The organism is Snodgrassella sp. W8124 (assembly GCF_016100875.1).
Taxonomy (GTDB): domain Bacteria; phylum Pseudomonadota; class Gammaproteobacteria; order Burkholderiales; family Neisseriaceae; genus Snodgrassella; species Snodgrassella alvi.
Window position 1 is genome coordinate 64,529 of the sequence record NZ_JACFRP010000002.1, and the last position, 15,216, is coordinate 79,744.

Consider the following 15,216-nt stretch of genomic DNA (forward strand, 5'->3'; position numbering starts at 1 on the left):
CGGATAGGTGCCGGCTTAATGACATTTACCACTACGCTGCATCCGGCCGTAACGACCGGTAATGGCGTTGATGTCCTGCATAGCTGAGTTGTCTACACCACTGAATACAACGCGCATTTTGGCAATGCTGGTAGCGGAACTGCCGGATGACTGGCTGTCACTGTCGCTGCTACCGCCCAATGTGGTGATAAAGGCGTCACTGAATCCCTGCATTTTGGCACGCGCCATCAGGCCTTCTGCATCTTCCCGGCGGTTAAATACGCCAAGGCTGACTTTACCCTGATTAACACCGTAGTCAAATCCCTGTTCCTGCAGACGGGCACGTATACTGCTGTCATTACCGGAAGAGAGGGCAACCATGTAGCGGGTGGGAGCAGCTGTCTGACGGGTTTTGACCGGAGCGCTGACCTGCTCTATAAAGCGGCTGGTGGTAAACGGCCAGTGAGTAAGCAGGCCTTTGATACGATGAAAATCGTCTTCCGGCAGGGTAACAGTGGCAGTACAGGTATTGGCCGGAGCAGCAGGCTGCTTGTCAGTGTTGTCGGAAGCAGTAGTAGTAGCGGCAGTAGTTGTTTTGGGCGCAGCAGTAGTTTCTGTTTTGCTGGCAGCTTTAGCTGCTGTTGTATTGCTGCCGGCAACAGTTTCAGTTTCTGTTGCCTGCCGTACACTGATGTCCGGACTGGCAGGTGCAACAGCTTCTGTTTCAGGGCTGGCGGCACTGGCTGCAGCAGGTGCACCAGAATTACTATGTACCAGTTTCCCTGCTATCATGCTGCCGAAAACAATGATATTGAGTGCTACCAAAATTGCAAACAGCCATTTCATGCGTATTCAACCCAGTTTAGTAAACCGTAAATCACTAAATTATCCACAATTTCAATGCGGTTGTCTAAGACAAATGTATTAGGGAGTGCCTGAGCCACTTTATTGGCACCACCGCCGGTAATAATAATGTCGACAGGTTTGCCGGCACCGATTTTCTGTTGCAGGCGCGCATGCATCAGCACAATAGCCCCGCAGACTGCGTCCATAATGCCGCTGGCCATGGCATTCGGGGTGGTGGTGGCAAAAGCGTATGGTTTGCCCAGCGGCCGGTTAAGGTTAGCAGTGCGCCGCGATAATGCCTCTTTCATTAAATAAAAACCCGGCAGGATACTGCCACCAAGATAATGGTTGGTGTCGGTAAGGGCATCTACTGTGACAGCTGTACCACAGCTGACTACAACACAGGCCTGACGGCTGTAGCGCCGGCTGCCGATGAGATTAAACCAGCGGTCGGCACCATGTTCGGCCGGATTGCGGTAATGATTAGAGATGCCGAGTGCTTCCGGCATGGAAGGCAGCCACTGTACTGGCAGTGGCAGAATACCAGCGATTTGCTGCTGGCGGGCTTCTCCACAGACAGCACAGCCGATAATGCGCTGTACGCCGGCCCCTTGTCTGGTCCAGTCCTGTATCAGGGGCTTCAGGTCGTAGTAGGCTGCTTTGCCATAACCCAGTATGCAGCCGTTTTCTACCCATGCCCATTTGAGTTTGCTGTTGCCGGCATCCAGTAACAGATAGCGTTTTCTGTTATTGGCTTGTACCTGATTCTGTGCAGTCCCCGGGCGCAAACTGATTTCACCGGTGACAAAACGGCGTTCTCCGTCGGCAGTTTGCAGCAATAAAGCCCCTGATGATGCAATCCCGTTAACGGTACCTTCGGCAATGGTCTTGCCGTTGGCCAAGAGATGGACTATTTGTCCCTGATCCCGATGCAGCTGGTTGTAATCATTAAGAAATGAATCTAGTCCGGTTTGGTCAAACCGCGGCAGATATTGTATCAGTTTGGCCAGAATACCCTGAAAAATCTGTGTTACCTGTGCATGAGGCAGAAGAGACAGAATAGCTGTGGCTGTGCCTACCTGATCGGGCAGGCTGAAATTGATGCCGATACCGATAACAGCAGTGGTCTGATTCTGTTGCGCTATGGTTTCAATCAGGATGCCGCCAAGTTTGTTTTTATCCAGCATCAGATCATTCGGCCATTTAATTTGTGCCGCTACACCGAGTTCGCGTAAAGTTTGTGCGACAGCCAGCGCTACTACCAGCGCCAGACCGCCAAGCTCTGCCTGAGGCCGCTTAAATGACCAGCTCAGGCTGAACATAAGGCAGTCACCGATACGGTTTTGCCATGATTTGCCCTGACGTCCGCGTCCGGCAGTCTGCTCATAAGCCAGACAGATTTGCGGCGCTGTATTTACCGGTGCATAGCGCAATTGCTCCAGCAGGACGCTGTTGGTCGATGTGGTCTGCTCCAGCAGCTGTGGATTAAACCCGTACTGACGGGCACTGGTATTGAAGATGTGTTCCGGTATTAATGCCAGAGTTTTAGTTAGCTGCCAGACACCATTATGCTGACGCAGCAGATTCTGGATATGGGCAGGCATATCCTGCCATGCTGCATTGAGCTGCGGTATTTTTTTATTCAGAATGCCTGCCAGTGTCTGGACTTCATGTGCCAGACCATCGGCAAGCAAGGCCAGTAACGGCCAAAACGGTGTGTTCATAAAATGGCATCACCAAGGGTGTCATTGGTTACAACAGGTTAAATTCAATTTGCTGTGTCTGACGGCTGCGCCGGATGCAGACAGGCTGTTAAAACGGCCGTGCAGTCACAACCGTTGTGAATATTATCGCATGGTTCGGTAAATGTATTTGGCTGTGCAGGTTTATTCGACCACAATTTTGGGGAAACGCCGGCTATAGTCTTTACCCTGATCTGCCAGTGCCTGCACCAGCTGCCATGCAGCCTGTTCATACAAGCCGGCTATTTGCGGCTGCTGCTCTGCCAGTATGCCGGCGGTACCGTTATCCATGGCCTCACGTACAGCCATTGTTAACGGTAGCTGACCCAGCAGGGGAACACCGAGTTTATCAGCAAGCTGTTTACCGCCATTCTGTCCGAAAATAGATTCGGTATGGCCGCAGTTAGAGCAGATATGCACCGACATGTTTTCAAGTACGCCGAAAATGGGAATATTGACTTTCTGGAACATATTGACTGCTTTGCGCGCATCAATCAGTGCTATATCCTGCGGTGTGGTCACTACAACCGCACCGGTAACCGGAATTTTCTGTGCCAGTGTCAGCTGGATATCGCCTGTACCGGGGGGTAAGTCGATAATCAGATAATCGACATCATCCCACTGGCTCTGAAACAGAAGCTGCTGTAAAGCCTGACTAACCATGGGGCCGCGCCAGATAACTGCCTGATCAGTATCAACCAGAAAGCCGACTGACATCACCTGAATTTCACCGGCAGCCATGACCGGAATCAGTTTATCTTGATGCTGACGCGGTTCAAGGCCGGCGACACCGAGCATGGTAGGCTGGCTGGGGCCGTAAATATCAGCATCAAGGACGCCGACACGGGCACCCATGCGGCTCAGGGCAATTGCCAGATTAGCACTGGTAGTCGATTTGCCCACACCGCCTTTACCTGAGGCAACCGCAATAATATTTTTGACGCCGGCAATGGTTTGCACACCGGGCTGCACTTTATGTTTGCTTATCGCCAGTTGTACCTGAACAAATAATGGTGTGTCACCGAATTCAGTGGTAATGGCCTGATCAATACGCTGTTGCAGTTCGTCAATCAGATGGGCGACCGGATAAGGAAAAGTAAGATCCAGATGAATGCCGTCACTGGCGACGGTAACATTACTCAGGGCTTTTTCACTGCCCAGTGTACGGTTACTGTCCGGAATGGATATTTTGTTAAGTAAGGCGGTAATGGATTGTGTGTTCATGCAAATTAAGTCCGCAACTGTATTTCCGGCGCATATTTTACCCTATTTGGTCTGCAGCCAGTATTTGCTTAAGACGGTAGTGAATAATCAGCTTGGCGGCTGGGTGTTTTCAGATTCAGCAGAGCTGCCGGAGTCAGCTTTGCTGTGCTGCTGCCGGCTGCGGATCCAGAGTAAACGCAGACACAGGGGGGCAGGATAAAGTAACAGTATGGAAACGATGAGGTAATGCAGATTATGCCAGTCTATAACCAGCTGTCCGTGTGCAAGTGACCATAATGCCCATGACCATTGCCACCATGCAGGTAAACTAAACGCCAGTACAATCAGCAGCGCAGCTGTTCTGAGCAATGTCAGCGGCCATATCTGCTGTTGCTGTACTGCGCGGTTTAACTGTAGCAGGGTACGGAAAGCCAGACTGAGAATGAATACCATACCGCCGTTGGCGATTACCTGTAACCAGCTAAAGGCAATATCCGGCGATACCGGCAAGCTGTTGCGCGGTACTGGCGTCTGTTCCATTGAAATACTGGCAACAATATTCAGTATGAAACTGTAAATCAGATCCAGCCATAACAGTAATAGTGGCCAGGTACGTTTCAAACGTTGAAACATTGTTATGCAGCCGTGGAAATCAATAATACGACAGTGTAACCACTGGCACTGGTCACTGTAAATGGCTGGCAGCTGGATATTTTTGCTAATAAATGCTGAAACTGCTATATAAAAAATAATTAATAATTGCAAAATCGGGCAAATATTGATGGCGGAATAATGAAGCGCTAGTGTGAGGCACTGCGAAATGCTCGGTATTCATTTTCAGGTAATCATTAGTTATCTGTTTATCTGTGGTTTGCTTACCAGCCAGAAATAATGGTCAGTCATGTATAAGCAAACTGAACATGATATCGGGCAAATATGTTTCAAATTCATTCTGAATAATACAATTTTGTTGTTATTTAATTTATTATGCATTTAGTTCTCTTGTTTGTCTGTCCGGTTTTAATCAGTGCATATCTCTGATATCGGTAATATTATATCTTTGAAAAATAATAATTTTTATTTGCATTTTTTATGCAATTTGAATGAAAATTAATTGTATTCAATTATAAAAAATTTAATCTATTTGAATAATTGTAAAGATTATCTATCAGCATTATTTATCTTTTTAAGTTAGAATAAACACTCAAATTTTGCTAATTTGAAATTTTACTGAATATTTTTATTTATTTTCTGACCTTTAATTAAGGTCTTTTTTTATTTTATGCGTTTGAGAAAAAACACAATGACAAGACATTTGCCAGTTGTGATGAAAATAAGTGCGGTGTTAATCAGTACTGCGGTAGTTGTTTCTCCTGTATATGCTTCAGGATATCATTTGGGATTACAGTCGGTAACAGCTGTTGGAACCGGTAATGCAGCTGCTGCTGAAGCGGCTGATGCGGCAACCATTGTCAATAATCCTGCCGGATTGACGTATCTGGATGGCACCCAGCTTGATACTAATCTGTTTGTGATTAAACCTGATATTAAATATCGTAATGCCCGTGGGACATTTTCAGACGGTGCGGCTGTACAGGGGCCTGAGCATGGCAATATTGCCAATACCGCGCAATTGGTGCCGCAGCTGTATTTTTCCCATCGCCTGAACGACAGATGGGGTATGGGACTTGGGGTATATATTCCGTATGCGGCCAGAACCAATGACAGTTCTGATTCAGTATTGCGCTATAACGTAAATAAAACCAACGTAAAGGCATTGAATATTAATCCGGCTGTTGCCTATAAAATTAATGACAGACATTCACTGGGTGTGGGGCTGATTGCGCAATACCTGCATGCAGAAGTACAGAAATATGCGGATTTTACGCCGGTAGGCAGTGCACAGTCGGGAATACCGCAATCTGTATTACATCAGAAAGCTCCGGGCGCATTTGATGCACGCGCAACAGTCAAGGGTAATGACTGGGGCTATGGTTTTAATGCCGGCTGGTTATGGGACATTAATGATGATGTCCGGGTAGGTGTGAGCTATCGTTCGAAGATTAATCAGCATTTGCACGGTACTGCGCGCTGGAAACCTATGGGCAAATTTGCAGAAAACTATGCTCCGCTGTTTGAGCAGTTTGGCTTTAAGGCTCTGGAAGGTGCACAGGTACAGATTACTACGCCGGAAGTAGTATCTGTACACGGTATGTGGAAGGTCAATCCGCAGTGGAATGTTTTCAGCAATGTGAGCTGGACGCGTTCTTCACGTCTGCATGCTCTGGATATTAAATTTGAGAATGATAAGGCAATTGATCCGGTACATGGTGCTACTTCGAATACCACTCATATTGCCACAAACTGGCGTGATACTTATGCGGTTGGCGTGGGTGCTTCCTATCAGCAGAATCCGCATTTGCAGTGGCGTTTCGGCGTGAATTATGACCAGTCGCCAGTACGCAGTGCTTCTTCGCGTCTGTCTACTATTCCTGATGGTAACCGCTGGCTGTTTGGTGCCGGATTTAAGTATGATGTGGATAAAAAGAATACGGTAGCGGTATCGTATGCTTATCTGCATATTCAGCATACACACATGAATCAGCAGGATGAAGGAACACATGTATCAAGCAATGTGCGCGGTGAAGCCGATTATCGTTCGAATGCGCATATTGCCGGTGTTTCGTATACTTACCGGTTCTGAAATCTGTCCGGATGGCTGCTTGATGTCATTGTTTGATTATTGTTTTTTTAAGCCATTGAGATTAATAAACTTTAACTAGAATATTGACATAAATTACAGATACTTTTCTTTGTTGTGTACTAATCTGTCGTATGATGGTTCAGCTGTTCCATTTTGGATAAAGCATTGTTAAACAAGGAGATGTATTATGAAGCATCAAGAAGGTTTACAAGATCCAAGAACCAAGTACTACCATCAGGATTTTTCTAAACAGCATCAGCCTGCACCGGGCTTGCAGAGCAGAATGGATCCGGTGCCGGATTGCGGTGAAAGAAGCTATGAAGGTCATGGTCGTTTGCACGGCCGTAAAATTCTGGTAACTGGTGCCGATTCAGGTATTGGTCGTGCTGCTGCTATCGCTTATGCACGCGAAGGTGCCGATCTGGCCATTAATTATTTGCCAGCTGAAGAAGAGGATGCCAAACAGGTTGCTGCTCTGGCACAGGAAGCCGGCCGTAAGGTGGTGTGCATACCCGGTGATTTGAGTGACGAGCATTTTTGCAAACAGCTGGTTGAAAAAGCTCATACTGAGCTGGGCGGCCTTGATGGTCTGACTTTAGTGGCTGGTAAACAGACTGCGGTAGAGCGTTTCTGTGATATCAGCACTGAACAGTTGAAAAAGACTTTTGAAGTGAATATTTTTTCCCTGTTCTGGGTGATTCAGGCTGCTATGCCGCACTTGCCAGCCGGTGCCACTATTGTGACGACCAGCTCTGTACAGGCATATCAGCCTAGCCCGAATCTGGTCGACTATGCCACTACTAAAGCCGGAATTGTGGCTTTTACTCAGGCGTTGGCTAAACAGGTTGCAGCCAAAGGTATCCGGGTTAATTCTGTGGCTCCGGGTCCAATCTGGACTGCACTGGAAATTACCGGTGGTCAGCCTCCTGAAGCTATTCCGAAATTCGGTCAGAGTGAATCAGTACTTGGTCGTGCCGGACAGCCTGCCGAACTAGCATCTACCTATGTTTTCTTAATGTCTGAAGAATCCAGCTATGTGACAGCACAGGTATACGGAGTAACTGGTGGTATTGTGCTGTAAGCCAGTACTTTAAACCGTAATCTGTATTAATCCGTACCGAAATTTTTTCCGCTCTGATTGTTTATCAGCCGGAGAACTTAAATTCCGGTATGGATTTTTTGTTAATTACAAACGGATTTTCTGCGTTCTTCTGACCAGCCAGTACTTATTTGACAGACTATAGTCATCATTTTCAAAAGTCATCCGGTATGATTCTTGTATTCTGGTCAGGAGTATTACCCTGTATCTGTAAATAACTACTAATTGACTGTATTAGCCTTGTATTAAACAAATTGCTTCAATATTGAAGTTCCGGACATTGCCTATCTTTCAGGTAAACTATTTTATTTTCATAAATTTTGATACTAAGCAGTATTTATTTTATTGGTATATTCTGCTCCAATAATAAATGCGAATAGTTATGTTTTACGCGGATAACTAACTGATAAAATTATGGGTATGTTGCTGTAAAAATAAAAATAAATAGTGAAAATAAGTTAAATTATATAAATATTTTATAAATTAAATGGCTATTTCAGGTTATTTTCAACAGTTTAACAGATGGTGAGAACCATTATTGTTATAACGCAGTGTTTTTATTTAATATTTTGTTAAATAAAGAATATTTTATCAAATTATTATGAAAATTAGTCTTATTTAGATTAAAAATAGTTATTTAATTTAATGTTATGATAACCCTAAATGGTTGTATTGCTGATTGGGCATAATTTATTGCTTTGTTAATACAGCTGTTTAGAGGGGAGTCGGGTTGCGGGCTAGTAATAGTCTGCAACCCAAGACAAAAAAGATATTATTTTAGAATATTTTTCCCCGTATAAATGACTGCGCGATGTCAGTGCATCGCCTAATCTGCTGATGATACCGGCAACGATAAATTAATAAACAAAATTCTATGAATGGTGTTCAGGCTATGACGGCAAATGAGTCAGGGCGGTTTGTTGACGACTGTTTAGTGATTGAGCATGCCTGTCTGGACGGATTAGCAGAAGAGTTTTGAGCAAAAAGGAAACAGACATGGAAGGCAAAAAAGTTGTAATAGATTGTTTAAACCGGTTACTGGCAGGAGAGCTGGCCGCACGTGACCAGTATTTTGCGCATTCACGCATGTATGAAGATATGGGCTATATGAAGCTTTTTCAGCGTATAGACCATGAGATGCAGGAAGAAACCGATCATGCTCACCAGTTTATTCACCGTATTCTGATGCTCAATGGCAAACCGGAAATGGTACCGGATGCAATTAATGTCGGTACTGATGTGATTAGTATGCTTGAAAATGATCTGGCAACAGAGCTTTGTGTACGCCAGAATCTGAAAGATGCAATTAAGCTGTGTGAGCAGGAACAGGACTATGTCACCCGGCAGTTTCTGGTGACACAGCTGAAAGATACTGAAGAAGACCATGCCCACTGGTTGGAGCAACAGTTACGCCAGATTGAAATAATGGGTTTGCCGAATTATCTGCAAAGCCAGCTGTAAGGAGAAAGATATGCAGGGTGATCGTCTGGCCTTACAGGCATTGAATAAAAATCTGGGTCTGTTGCTGGTATCTATCAATCAGTATTTTTTACATGCACGGATATTACGTAACTGGGGTTTTGCCGAACTGGGTGAGGCATTATACAAACATTCGATTCGCGATATGAAAAGTGCGGATGCACTGATTGAACGTATTCTGCTGCTGGAAGGACTGCCAAATTTACAGGAATACGGCAAAATTCTGGTTGGCGAAAATATCATCGAAATTCTGCAATGTGACCAGCAGGCAGAACAGGCAAAACATGTGGCACTGGCTGATGCCATTGCAGTATGTGAAAACCAGCTGGATTTTGTCTCCCGTGATTTGCTTGAACAGCAAAAAGCGGTAAATGAAGAGTATCTGGACTGGCTGGGAACACAGCTAGACCTGATTGAAGAAGTTGGTCTGGCTAATTATGCCCAGACCGCAGCGCAGGCAGACTGATACTTGCCTGAATGAAAAAACAACACGTTTGCAAACGTGTTGTTTTTTCAGCCGGAGAAATGATTAATTTCTATGCAGCAGCTTCACTGGCAACAGATTGGTTATCCGTCTGGTTAAACCATGCCAGTTGCTCCCGTAACTGTACTACTTCACCGATAACCATCAGAGCTGGTGTATCAGCCTGTTGAGCCAGATCGGCCAGCTGATGCAGTCTGCCGGTTAAGACACTCTGGCTGGACATTGTACCATGAGAGATAATCGCAACCGGTGTATCGGCAGCACGTCCGTGGTTAATGAGTTGTCTGCTGATTTCAGCCGCTTTCAGCGTACCCATGTAAATAACCAGTGTCTGCCGGTTACGGGCGAGTGTCTGCCAGCCATAAGGCTGGTCGGCCAGCTGCTGATGGCCGGTAATAAATAATACACTCTGAGCATAATCACGATGGGTTAGCGGAATACCGGCATAGGCAGTTGCTCCCAGACCGGCACTGATACCCGGAATAATCCGAAACGGAATCTCAGCAGCCTGCAATATGGCACATTCCTCTCCGCCACGACCGAATATAAACGGATCACCGCCTTTCAGACGCACAACACGTTTTCCCTGCTGCGCCCACTGTACCAGTAATTCATTGGTTTGCTGTTGCTGTACCTGATGGTGTCCGCAACGTTTGCCTACACTGATTTTTAATGCATCACGCCTGACCAGATCCAGTACTTCTACTGAAACCAGTGCATCATATAACACCACATCTGCTGCCTGTATCGCCTGTAAAGCATGCAGGGTCAGCAGACCGGCATCGCCCGGGCCGGCTCCGACCAGAGTAACTTCGCCCTGTGGCAAAGGCTGATGCTGTGTCAGTTGTTGTTGCAGCAGTGTTTCTGCTGCTGATTCATTGCCACGGGCAATATACTGGTTAAAACGGCTGTGTTCAAACAGATATTCCCAGAAACGCCTGCGTTCGCTCATGTTGTGCAGCGTGGCTTTGACTCGTTTACGCCAGCGTCCGGCTATCGCCGCTGCCCGTCCGATAGAAAAGGGCAGTAATAATTCGATTTGCTGACGAATCAGCCGTGCCAGCACAGGTGCATGACCGCCGCTGCTTACCGCTACCTGTATCGGATTGCGGTCAATCAGTGCAGGTACAATAAATGAGCAGCAATCAGGCTGGTCTACGCAGTTGCAGAAAGTGGCTGCTGCTTCGGCTGCCTGAAAAATACGCCGGTTAAGCGCATGATCGCTGGTTGCGGCAATCACCAGAAAAATACCGTTTAATAAATCAGGGCTGAATTCGGTACTTATATGTTCAGCCTGTTGCCGGTCAAACCATTCTTTAAATCTGGCTGTAGTCTGCTGTGCGACGACCAGCAAATGCGCACCAGCTTCTAACAAAGCACCGGCTTTGCGTTCGGCCACGTGGCCGCCACCCACCAGTAATACCTTACGCTGGTGTAGTTGGGTAAAAATCGGGTAGTGATTCATGCTGACTTGTCGTTGTTGTTTATACGCTATCTTATAAGCGCCGGCGCCCGGATGAAAAAGAAGCATTTTTTCTAACCAAAGTGTTGGCAGTTATATCTGTAACAGCAGCATCAGTGACCGGAAATTTGGTTATAAAGAAAGAAATTTTTATTCTTTCCGCCATGCCGGCTGCACTTGTTACTATTTGTGCTATTCAGACAGTGATTCGGTTGAACAATTACTGTCATTAATAATTTGTGCATTCAGGATAGTGATAACCATGTTGCGTCCCCGTTTGTGGACTCCTCCGCATGATGCGGCTGCCACCGGCCGCCTGCCGGCTCTGACAGCCGAGCTGACAACACGCTTGCAGCAGATTGCACAGCAGCATCACCATGTTAAATTTGCTTCCAGTCTGGCGGTTGAAGACATGGTCATTACTGATGTGATTGCCCGCGAACAGCTGCCTATTGAAGTATTTACGCTTAATACTGGTGCATTGAACAGTGAAACACTGAGCTTACTGGGGGCTGTGCGGCAGCACTGGGGTATTCGTATTGCGGAATACCGGCCGGATGAACACGCTATTAATGCATATATCGCCGCTCACGGCAAGCTGGCTTTTTATGACAGTGTTGCACTGAGACGTGAGTGCTGTCATATCCGCAAAATTGAACCGCTTGGCCGTGCCCTGAGTCAGGCCGATGCCTGGATAACCGGACAAAGGCGTGAGCAGTCGGCAACACGTACTGCTCTGGCTCTGGCAGAGCAGGATCAGGTGCACGGCATGGCTAAATATAATCCTCTGGCTGAATGGCTGGAAACTGAAATATGGGCATATGCCCGGCAGCAGCAGTTACCGGTTAATGCCCTTTATCAGCAAGGTTATCCCAGTATCGGCTGTGAGCCCTGTACCCGCCCTGTAAAAGCAGGCGAAGACATTCGTGCCGGACGCTGGTGGTGGGAAAGTCAGGACAGTAAAGAATGTGGTTTACATAAATAAGCTGAAATCAACTCAGGGTTGCAGACAGAATGGTCTGTGCCCGTAACGGGAATATCATGAATATTCAAGACAAACATCTGGACTGGCTGGAAGCTGAATCTATTTATATTATCCGCGAAGTAGTGGCCGAAGCACGCAATCCGGCATTACTGTTTTCCGGCGGCAAGGATTCAGTGGTGCTGCTGTCTCTGGCCATAAAGGCTTTTCAGATTCCGGGACATAGCCTGCAACTGCCATTGACACTGGTGCATATAGATACCGGACACAACTATCCGGAGGTTATTGCTTTTCGTGATGAAGTCGTACGCTGCCTCGGTGCACGTCTGGTCGTCGGCAGCGTAGAAGAGTCGATTCGCCGCGGCAGTGTGACTCTGCGCCGGGCTACTGATTCACGGAATGCCGCACAGGCCGTCACTCTGCTGGAAACAATTGAAGCCAATGGCTTTGATGCATTAATGGGCGGTGCCAGACGAGATGAGGAAAAAGCCCGGGCTAAAGAACGGATTTTTTCTTTTCGGGATGAATTTGGTCAGTGGGATCCGAAAAACCAGCGTCCCGAATTATGGGATTTGTACAATACACGTCTGCATCCGGGTGAAAATATGCGGGTTTTTCCGATTTCCAACTGGACAGAGCTGGATATCTGGCAATATATCGCGCGTGAACAGCTTGCTTTGCCGGAGATTTACTATGCACATCAGCGAGAAGTCGTTGAGCGCAACGATATGCTGGTACCGGTAACAGAGCTGACACCAAAGAAAGAAGGTGAAGTCAGTATTGTGCGCAGTGTGCGTTTCCGGACTGTTGGTGATATTTCCTGTACCTGTCCGGTAGCCAGCACAGCCAGTACAGCAGCAGAAATTATTGCTGAAACCGCACAAACCACGATTTCCGAACGTAATGCTACCCGTATGGATGATCAGGTATCGGAAGCGGCGATGGAAGAGCGCAAGAAAGCAGGTTATTTCTGATGACAGAAAAACAAACGGTATTACCGGCCAGAATATTTATTGTGCATGGTTTTCAGAGTAGTCCGCAGGATAACTGGTTCGACTGGCTGGCTGCACAGATCCGGACAACCGGTGCAGAAGTAACCGTACCGCTTATGCCTCAGCCGGATTATCCGCAGGCAGTGCAATGGCTGCAGACACTGGATAAGCTTATCGGGCAGCCGGATGAACAGACTTTTCTGATTGGTCATAGTCTTGGCGTTATTACACTGCTGCAATTTCTCAGCCGGCATAAACCTGCACGGCTGGGCGGTCTGATTCTGGTTGCCGGATTTGCCGCACACCTGCCCAAGCTACAAATACTGGATGGTTATATCGATGCCAGTCAGCCGGATTTTGCAGTATTGCAGCAAATCAGTATGCCGGTTCACAGCATTATTTCAACTAATGACCCATATGTTCCCGAAGCAGCCAGTAACGATATTGCCCATGCCTTGCATAGCAGTATTCAGTATATCCCTGATGGCGGCCATCTGATGGCAGAAGACGGCTTCAGAAAACTGGAACCTGCCCGGGACAGCCTGCAACAGATGCTTGCACAGGCGGCAACCTTAAAAAAGTGAGACACCGATGAGTACTGATTCTGTATTGCGTTTTATTACTGCCGGCAGCGTAGATGATGGTAAATCCACGCTGATAGGACGACTGCTGTTTGACAGTCAGTCCTTACTGGCTGATCAGGTTGCTTCGCTGTATCACGGCAAGCACAAACGTACCGCCGACGGCATTCCTGATTTTGCTCAGCTAACTGACGGACTTGCCGCTGAGCGTGAGCAGGGTATTACTATAGATGTAGCCTATCGTTATTTTGCCACGCCGGCGCGTAAATTTATTATTGCTGACACGCCGGGACATGAGCAGTACACACGCAATATGGTTACAGGTGCATCTACTGCTGATGCAGCCATTATTCTCATAGATGCCACCCGGCTGGATTACACTGAACATACACCAGCCTTACTGCCGCAAACCCGCCGCCATAGCGCGATTCTGAAACTGCTGGATACGCCGCATATTATTGTGGCAGTAAACAAACTGGATTTACTGGATTACAGTGAAGATAAATTTAATGCCATTAAGCGTGCTTATGCTGAACTGGCTATTGCTCTGGATTTGCACAATATCAGCTACGTACCCATATCAGCTTTGAATGGTGACAATATAGTGACTGCCAGTGCGCATATGCCATGGTATCAGGGGCAGCCTCTGTTGCCTTTGCTGGAAAGCCTGCCCGCTGCCAACCGCAGCAGCCAGTTACTGTCTGCTCCTGCATTATTCCCTGTTCAGCGGGTTGCCCGGCTGGATGGCAGCAGCGCAGATGATTTTCGCGGTTATCAGGGGCGTCTGGAACAAGGTACCCTGAAAGTGGGCGACCGTATACGTATTGAACCGGCAGGGCAGACCAGTGCCATAGCGGCCATTTATACGCCTGATGGTCAGGTGGAGCAGGCACAGTCAGGAGCTGTGCTGACTGTGGTACTGGCAGATGATGTTGATGTTTCCCGGGGCGACAGTCTGGTGGCAGCAGATAGTGCATTACAGCCAGTGAAAACCATCAGTGCTTCCGTGTGCTGGTTCGACAGCAAACCCTTAAACTCAGCCCGCCGCTACTGGTTCAAGCATACTACTCAGACGGTATACGCCAAAATCAGACAGGTTGATTATCTGCTGGATGTTCAAAGCCTGAACCATCGCGAAGACAGCGACAGCCTGCAGCTAAACGATATTGGCCGTGTACAGCTTAGTATTCAGAAACCCGTGGTAGCAACGACTTATGAGGATAATCCCGCTGCCGGAGCCTTTATTCTGATTGATGAAGCCACCAACCATACTGTTGCAGCCGGTATGATTGTTTCTGTTGCTTAAAACCGCATTCAATAATAGTTAATCTATTGAAAATAAGCAGACAGAATTAATATTCTGTCTGTCTGGTACCAGCCTGATACTCAGGCTGGTATTGTTTTGGCATATATTAACTTGTAGATAATATTTATTAAATTTATTCGTCGTTTCAAATTATTTATCCGGCAAAATTCAGATATATTTAATATCTAATAGGTAAATATCTGATGCTTTGAATGCAAACATACAATGTCAGAATAAGATTTATATCAAACTTTTGTGTAAAAAATATGTAAAAATGACGTTAAACTGAAAGTTTAAAAAGTCAAATTGTTAATGTAATATGATATTAATTAAAGTTTATGATGAATTATCATATTA

At 46.7% G+C, this 15,216-nt stretch carries 13 protein-coding genes; 8 read left to right on the forward strand and 5 right to left on the reverse strand.

Going from position 1 to position 15,216, the window contains the following annotated elements; all coding sequences use genetic code 11:
* Window positions 1-15 precede the first annotated feature (15 nt).
* The 4 genes from H3U73_RS08165 to H3U73_RS08180 all read right to left on the reverse strand — a co-directional run bounded on the left by H3U73_RS08165 (window position 16) and on the right by H3U73_RS08180 (window position 4,403).
* Complete coding sequence (locus H3U73_RS08165) at window positions 16-825, reverse strand: hypothetical protein (protein WP_174830769.1); 810 nt, start codon at window positions 823-825, stop codon at window positions 16-18.
* On the reverse strand, window positions 822-2,549 hold the full coding sequence (locus H3U73_RS08170; RefSeq protein ID WP_198190378.1) for a biotin--[acetyl-CoA-carboxylase] ligase: 1,728 nt from the start codon (window positions 2,547-2,549) through the stop codon (window positions 822-824). Before H3U73_RS08170 ends, H3U73_RS08165 begins: the two co-directional genes overlap by 4 nt.
* Before the next feature lie 162 nt (window positions 2,550-2,711).
* A complete protein-coding gene (gene apbC / locus H3U73_RS08175; RefSeq protein WP_096766418.1) occupies window positions 2,712-3,791 on the reverse strand; it encodes an iron-sulfur cluster carrier protein ApbC in 1,080 nt (359 codons plus the stop codon).
* 87 nt (window positions 3,792-3,878) lie between these two features.
* Window positions 3,879-4,403 carry a hypothetical protein gene (locus H3U73_RS08180; protein WP_084551665.1) on the reverse strand — a complete coding sequence of 175 codons (525 nt, stop codon included), beginning with the start codon at window positions 4,401-4,403 and terminating at the stop codon, window positions 3,879-3,881.
* Between the two features lie 694 nt (window positions 4,404-5,097).
* On the opposite strand from H3U73_RS08180, the gene H3U73_RS08185 reads away from it, so the two are divergent.
* The 4 genes from H3U73_RS08185 (at window position 5,098) to bfr (H3U73_RS08200) (ending at window position 9,518) form a co-directional block, all read left to right on the forward strand.
* The gene (locus H3U73_RS08185; RefSeq protein ID WP_198190379.1) at window positions 5,098-6,474 is read left to right on the forward strand and encodes an OmpP1/FadL family transporter; all 1,377 of its coding nucleotides are present in this window, start codon (window positions 5,098-5,100) and stop codon (window positions 6,472-6,474) included.
* Between the two features lie 187 nt (window positions 6,475-6,661).
* On the forward strand, window positions 6,662-7,555 hold the full coding sequence (locus H3U73_RS08190; RefSeq protein ID WP_084551662.1) for an SDR family oxidoreductase: 894 nt from the start codon (window positions 6,662-6,664) through the stop codon (window positions 7,553-7,555).
* A gap of 1,014 nt (window positions 7,556-8,569) precedes the next feature.
* On the forward strand, window positions 8,570-9,034 hold the full coding sequence (bfr, locus tag H3U73_RS08195) for a bacterioferritin (protein ID WP_084554575.1): 465 nt from the start codon (window positions 8,570-8,572) through the stop codon (window positions 9,032-9,034).
* A gap of 10 nt (window positions 9,035-9,044) precedes the next feature.
* On the forward strand, window positions 9,045-9,518 hold the full coding sequence (gene bfr / locus H3U73_RS08200; RefSeq protein ID WP_041880283.1) for a bacterioferritin: 474 nt from the start codon (window positions 9,045-9,047) through the stop codon (window positions 9,516-9,518).
* A gap of 70 nt (window positions 9,519-9,588) precedes the next feature.
* Here bfr (H3U73_RS08200) and cysG read toward each other — a convergent pair whose 3' ends face one another.
* On the reverse strand, window positions 9,589-11,001 hold the full coding sequence (gene cysG, locus H3U73_RS08205; RefSeq protein WP_198190440.1) for a siroheme synthase CysG: 1,413 nt from the start codon (window positions 10,999-11,001) through the stop codon (window positions 9,589-9,591).
* 253 nt (window positions 11,002-11,254) lie between these two features.
* Here cysG and H3U73_RS08210 point away from each other — a divergent pair, with 253 nt between their 5' ends.
* Genes H3U73_RS08210 through H3U73_RS08225 form a run of 4 tightly spaced genes read left to right on the forward strand, consistent with a single transcriptional unit; the run spans window position 11,255 to window position 14,859 of the window.
* The gene (locus H3U73_RS08210; RefSeq protein WP_198190441.1) at window positions 11,255-11,983 is read left to right on the forward strand and encodes a phosphoadenylyl-sulfate reductase; all 729 of its coding nucleotides are present in this window, start codon (window positions 11,255-11,257) and stop codon (window positions 11,981-11,983) included.
* 56 nt (window positions 11,984-12,039) lie between these two features.
* Entirely contained in the window at window positions 12,040-12,954 is a 915-nt protein-coding gene (cysD, locus tag H3U73_RS08215; protein WP_198190380.1) for a sulfate adenylyltransferase subunit CysD, read from the forward strand.
* Window positions 12,954-13,556, forward strand: coding sequence for an alpha/beta hydrolase (locus H3U73_RS08220; RefSeq protein WP_198190381.1), 603 nt, complete (start codon window positions 12,954-12,956; stop codon window positions 13,554-13,556). The genes cysD and H3U73_RS08220 overlap by 1 nt, the downstream gene beginning before the upstream one ends.
* Before the next feature lie 7 nt (window positions 13,557-13,563).
* A complete protein-coding gene (locus H3U73_RS08225; RefSeq protein WP_198190382.1) occupies window positions 13,564-14,859 on the forward strand; it encodes a sulfate adenylyltransferase subunit 1 in 1,296 nt (431 codons plus the stop codon).
* Window positions 14,860-15,216 lie beyond the last annotated feature (357 nt).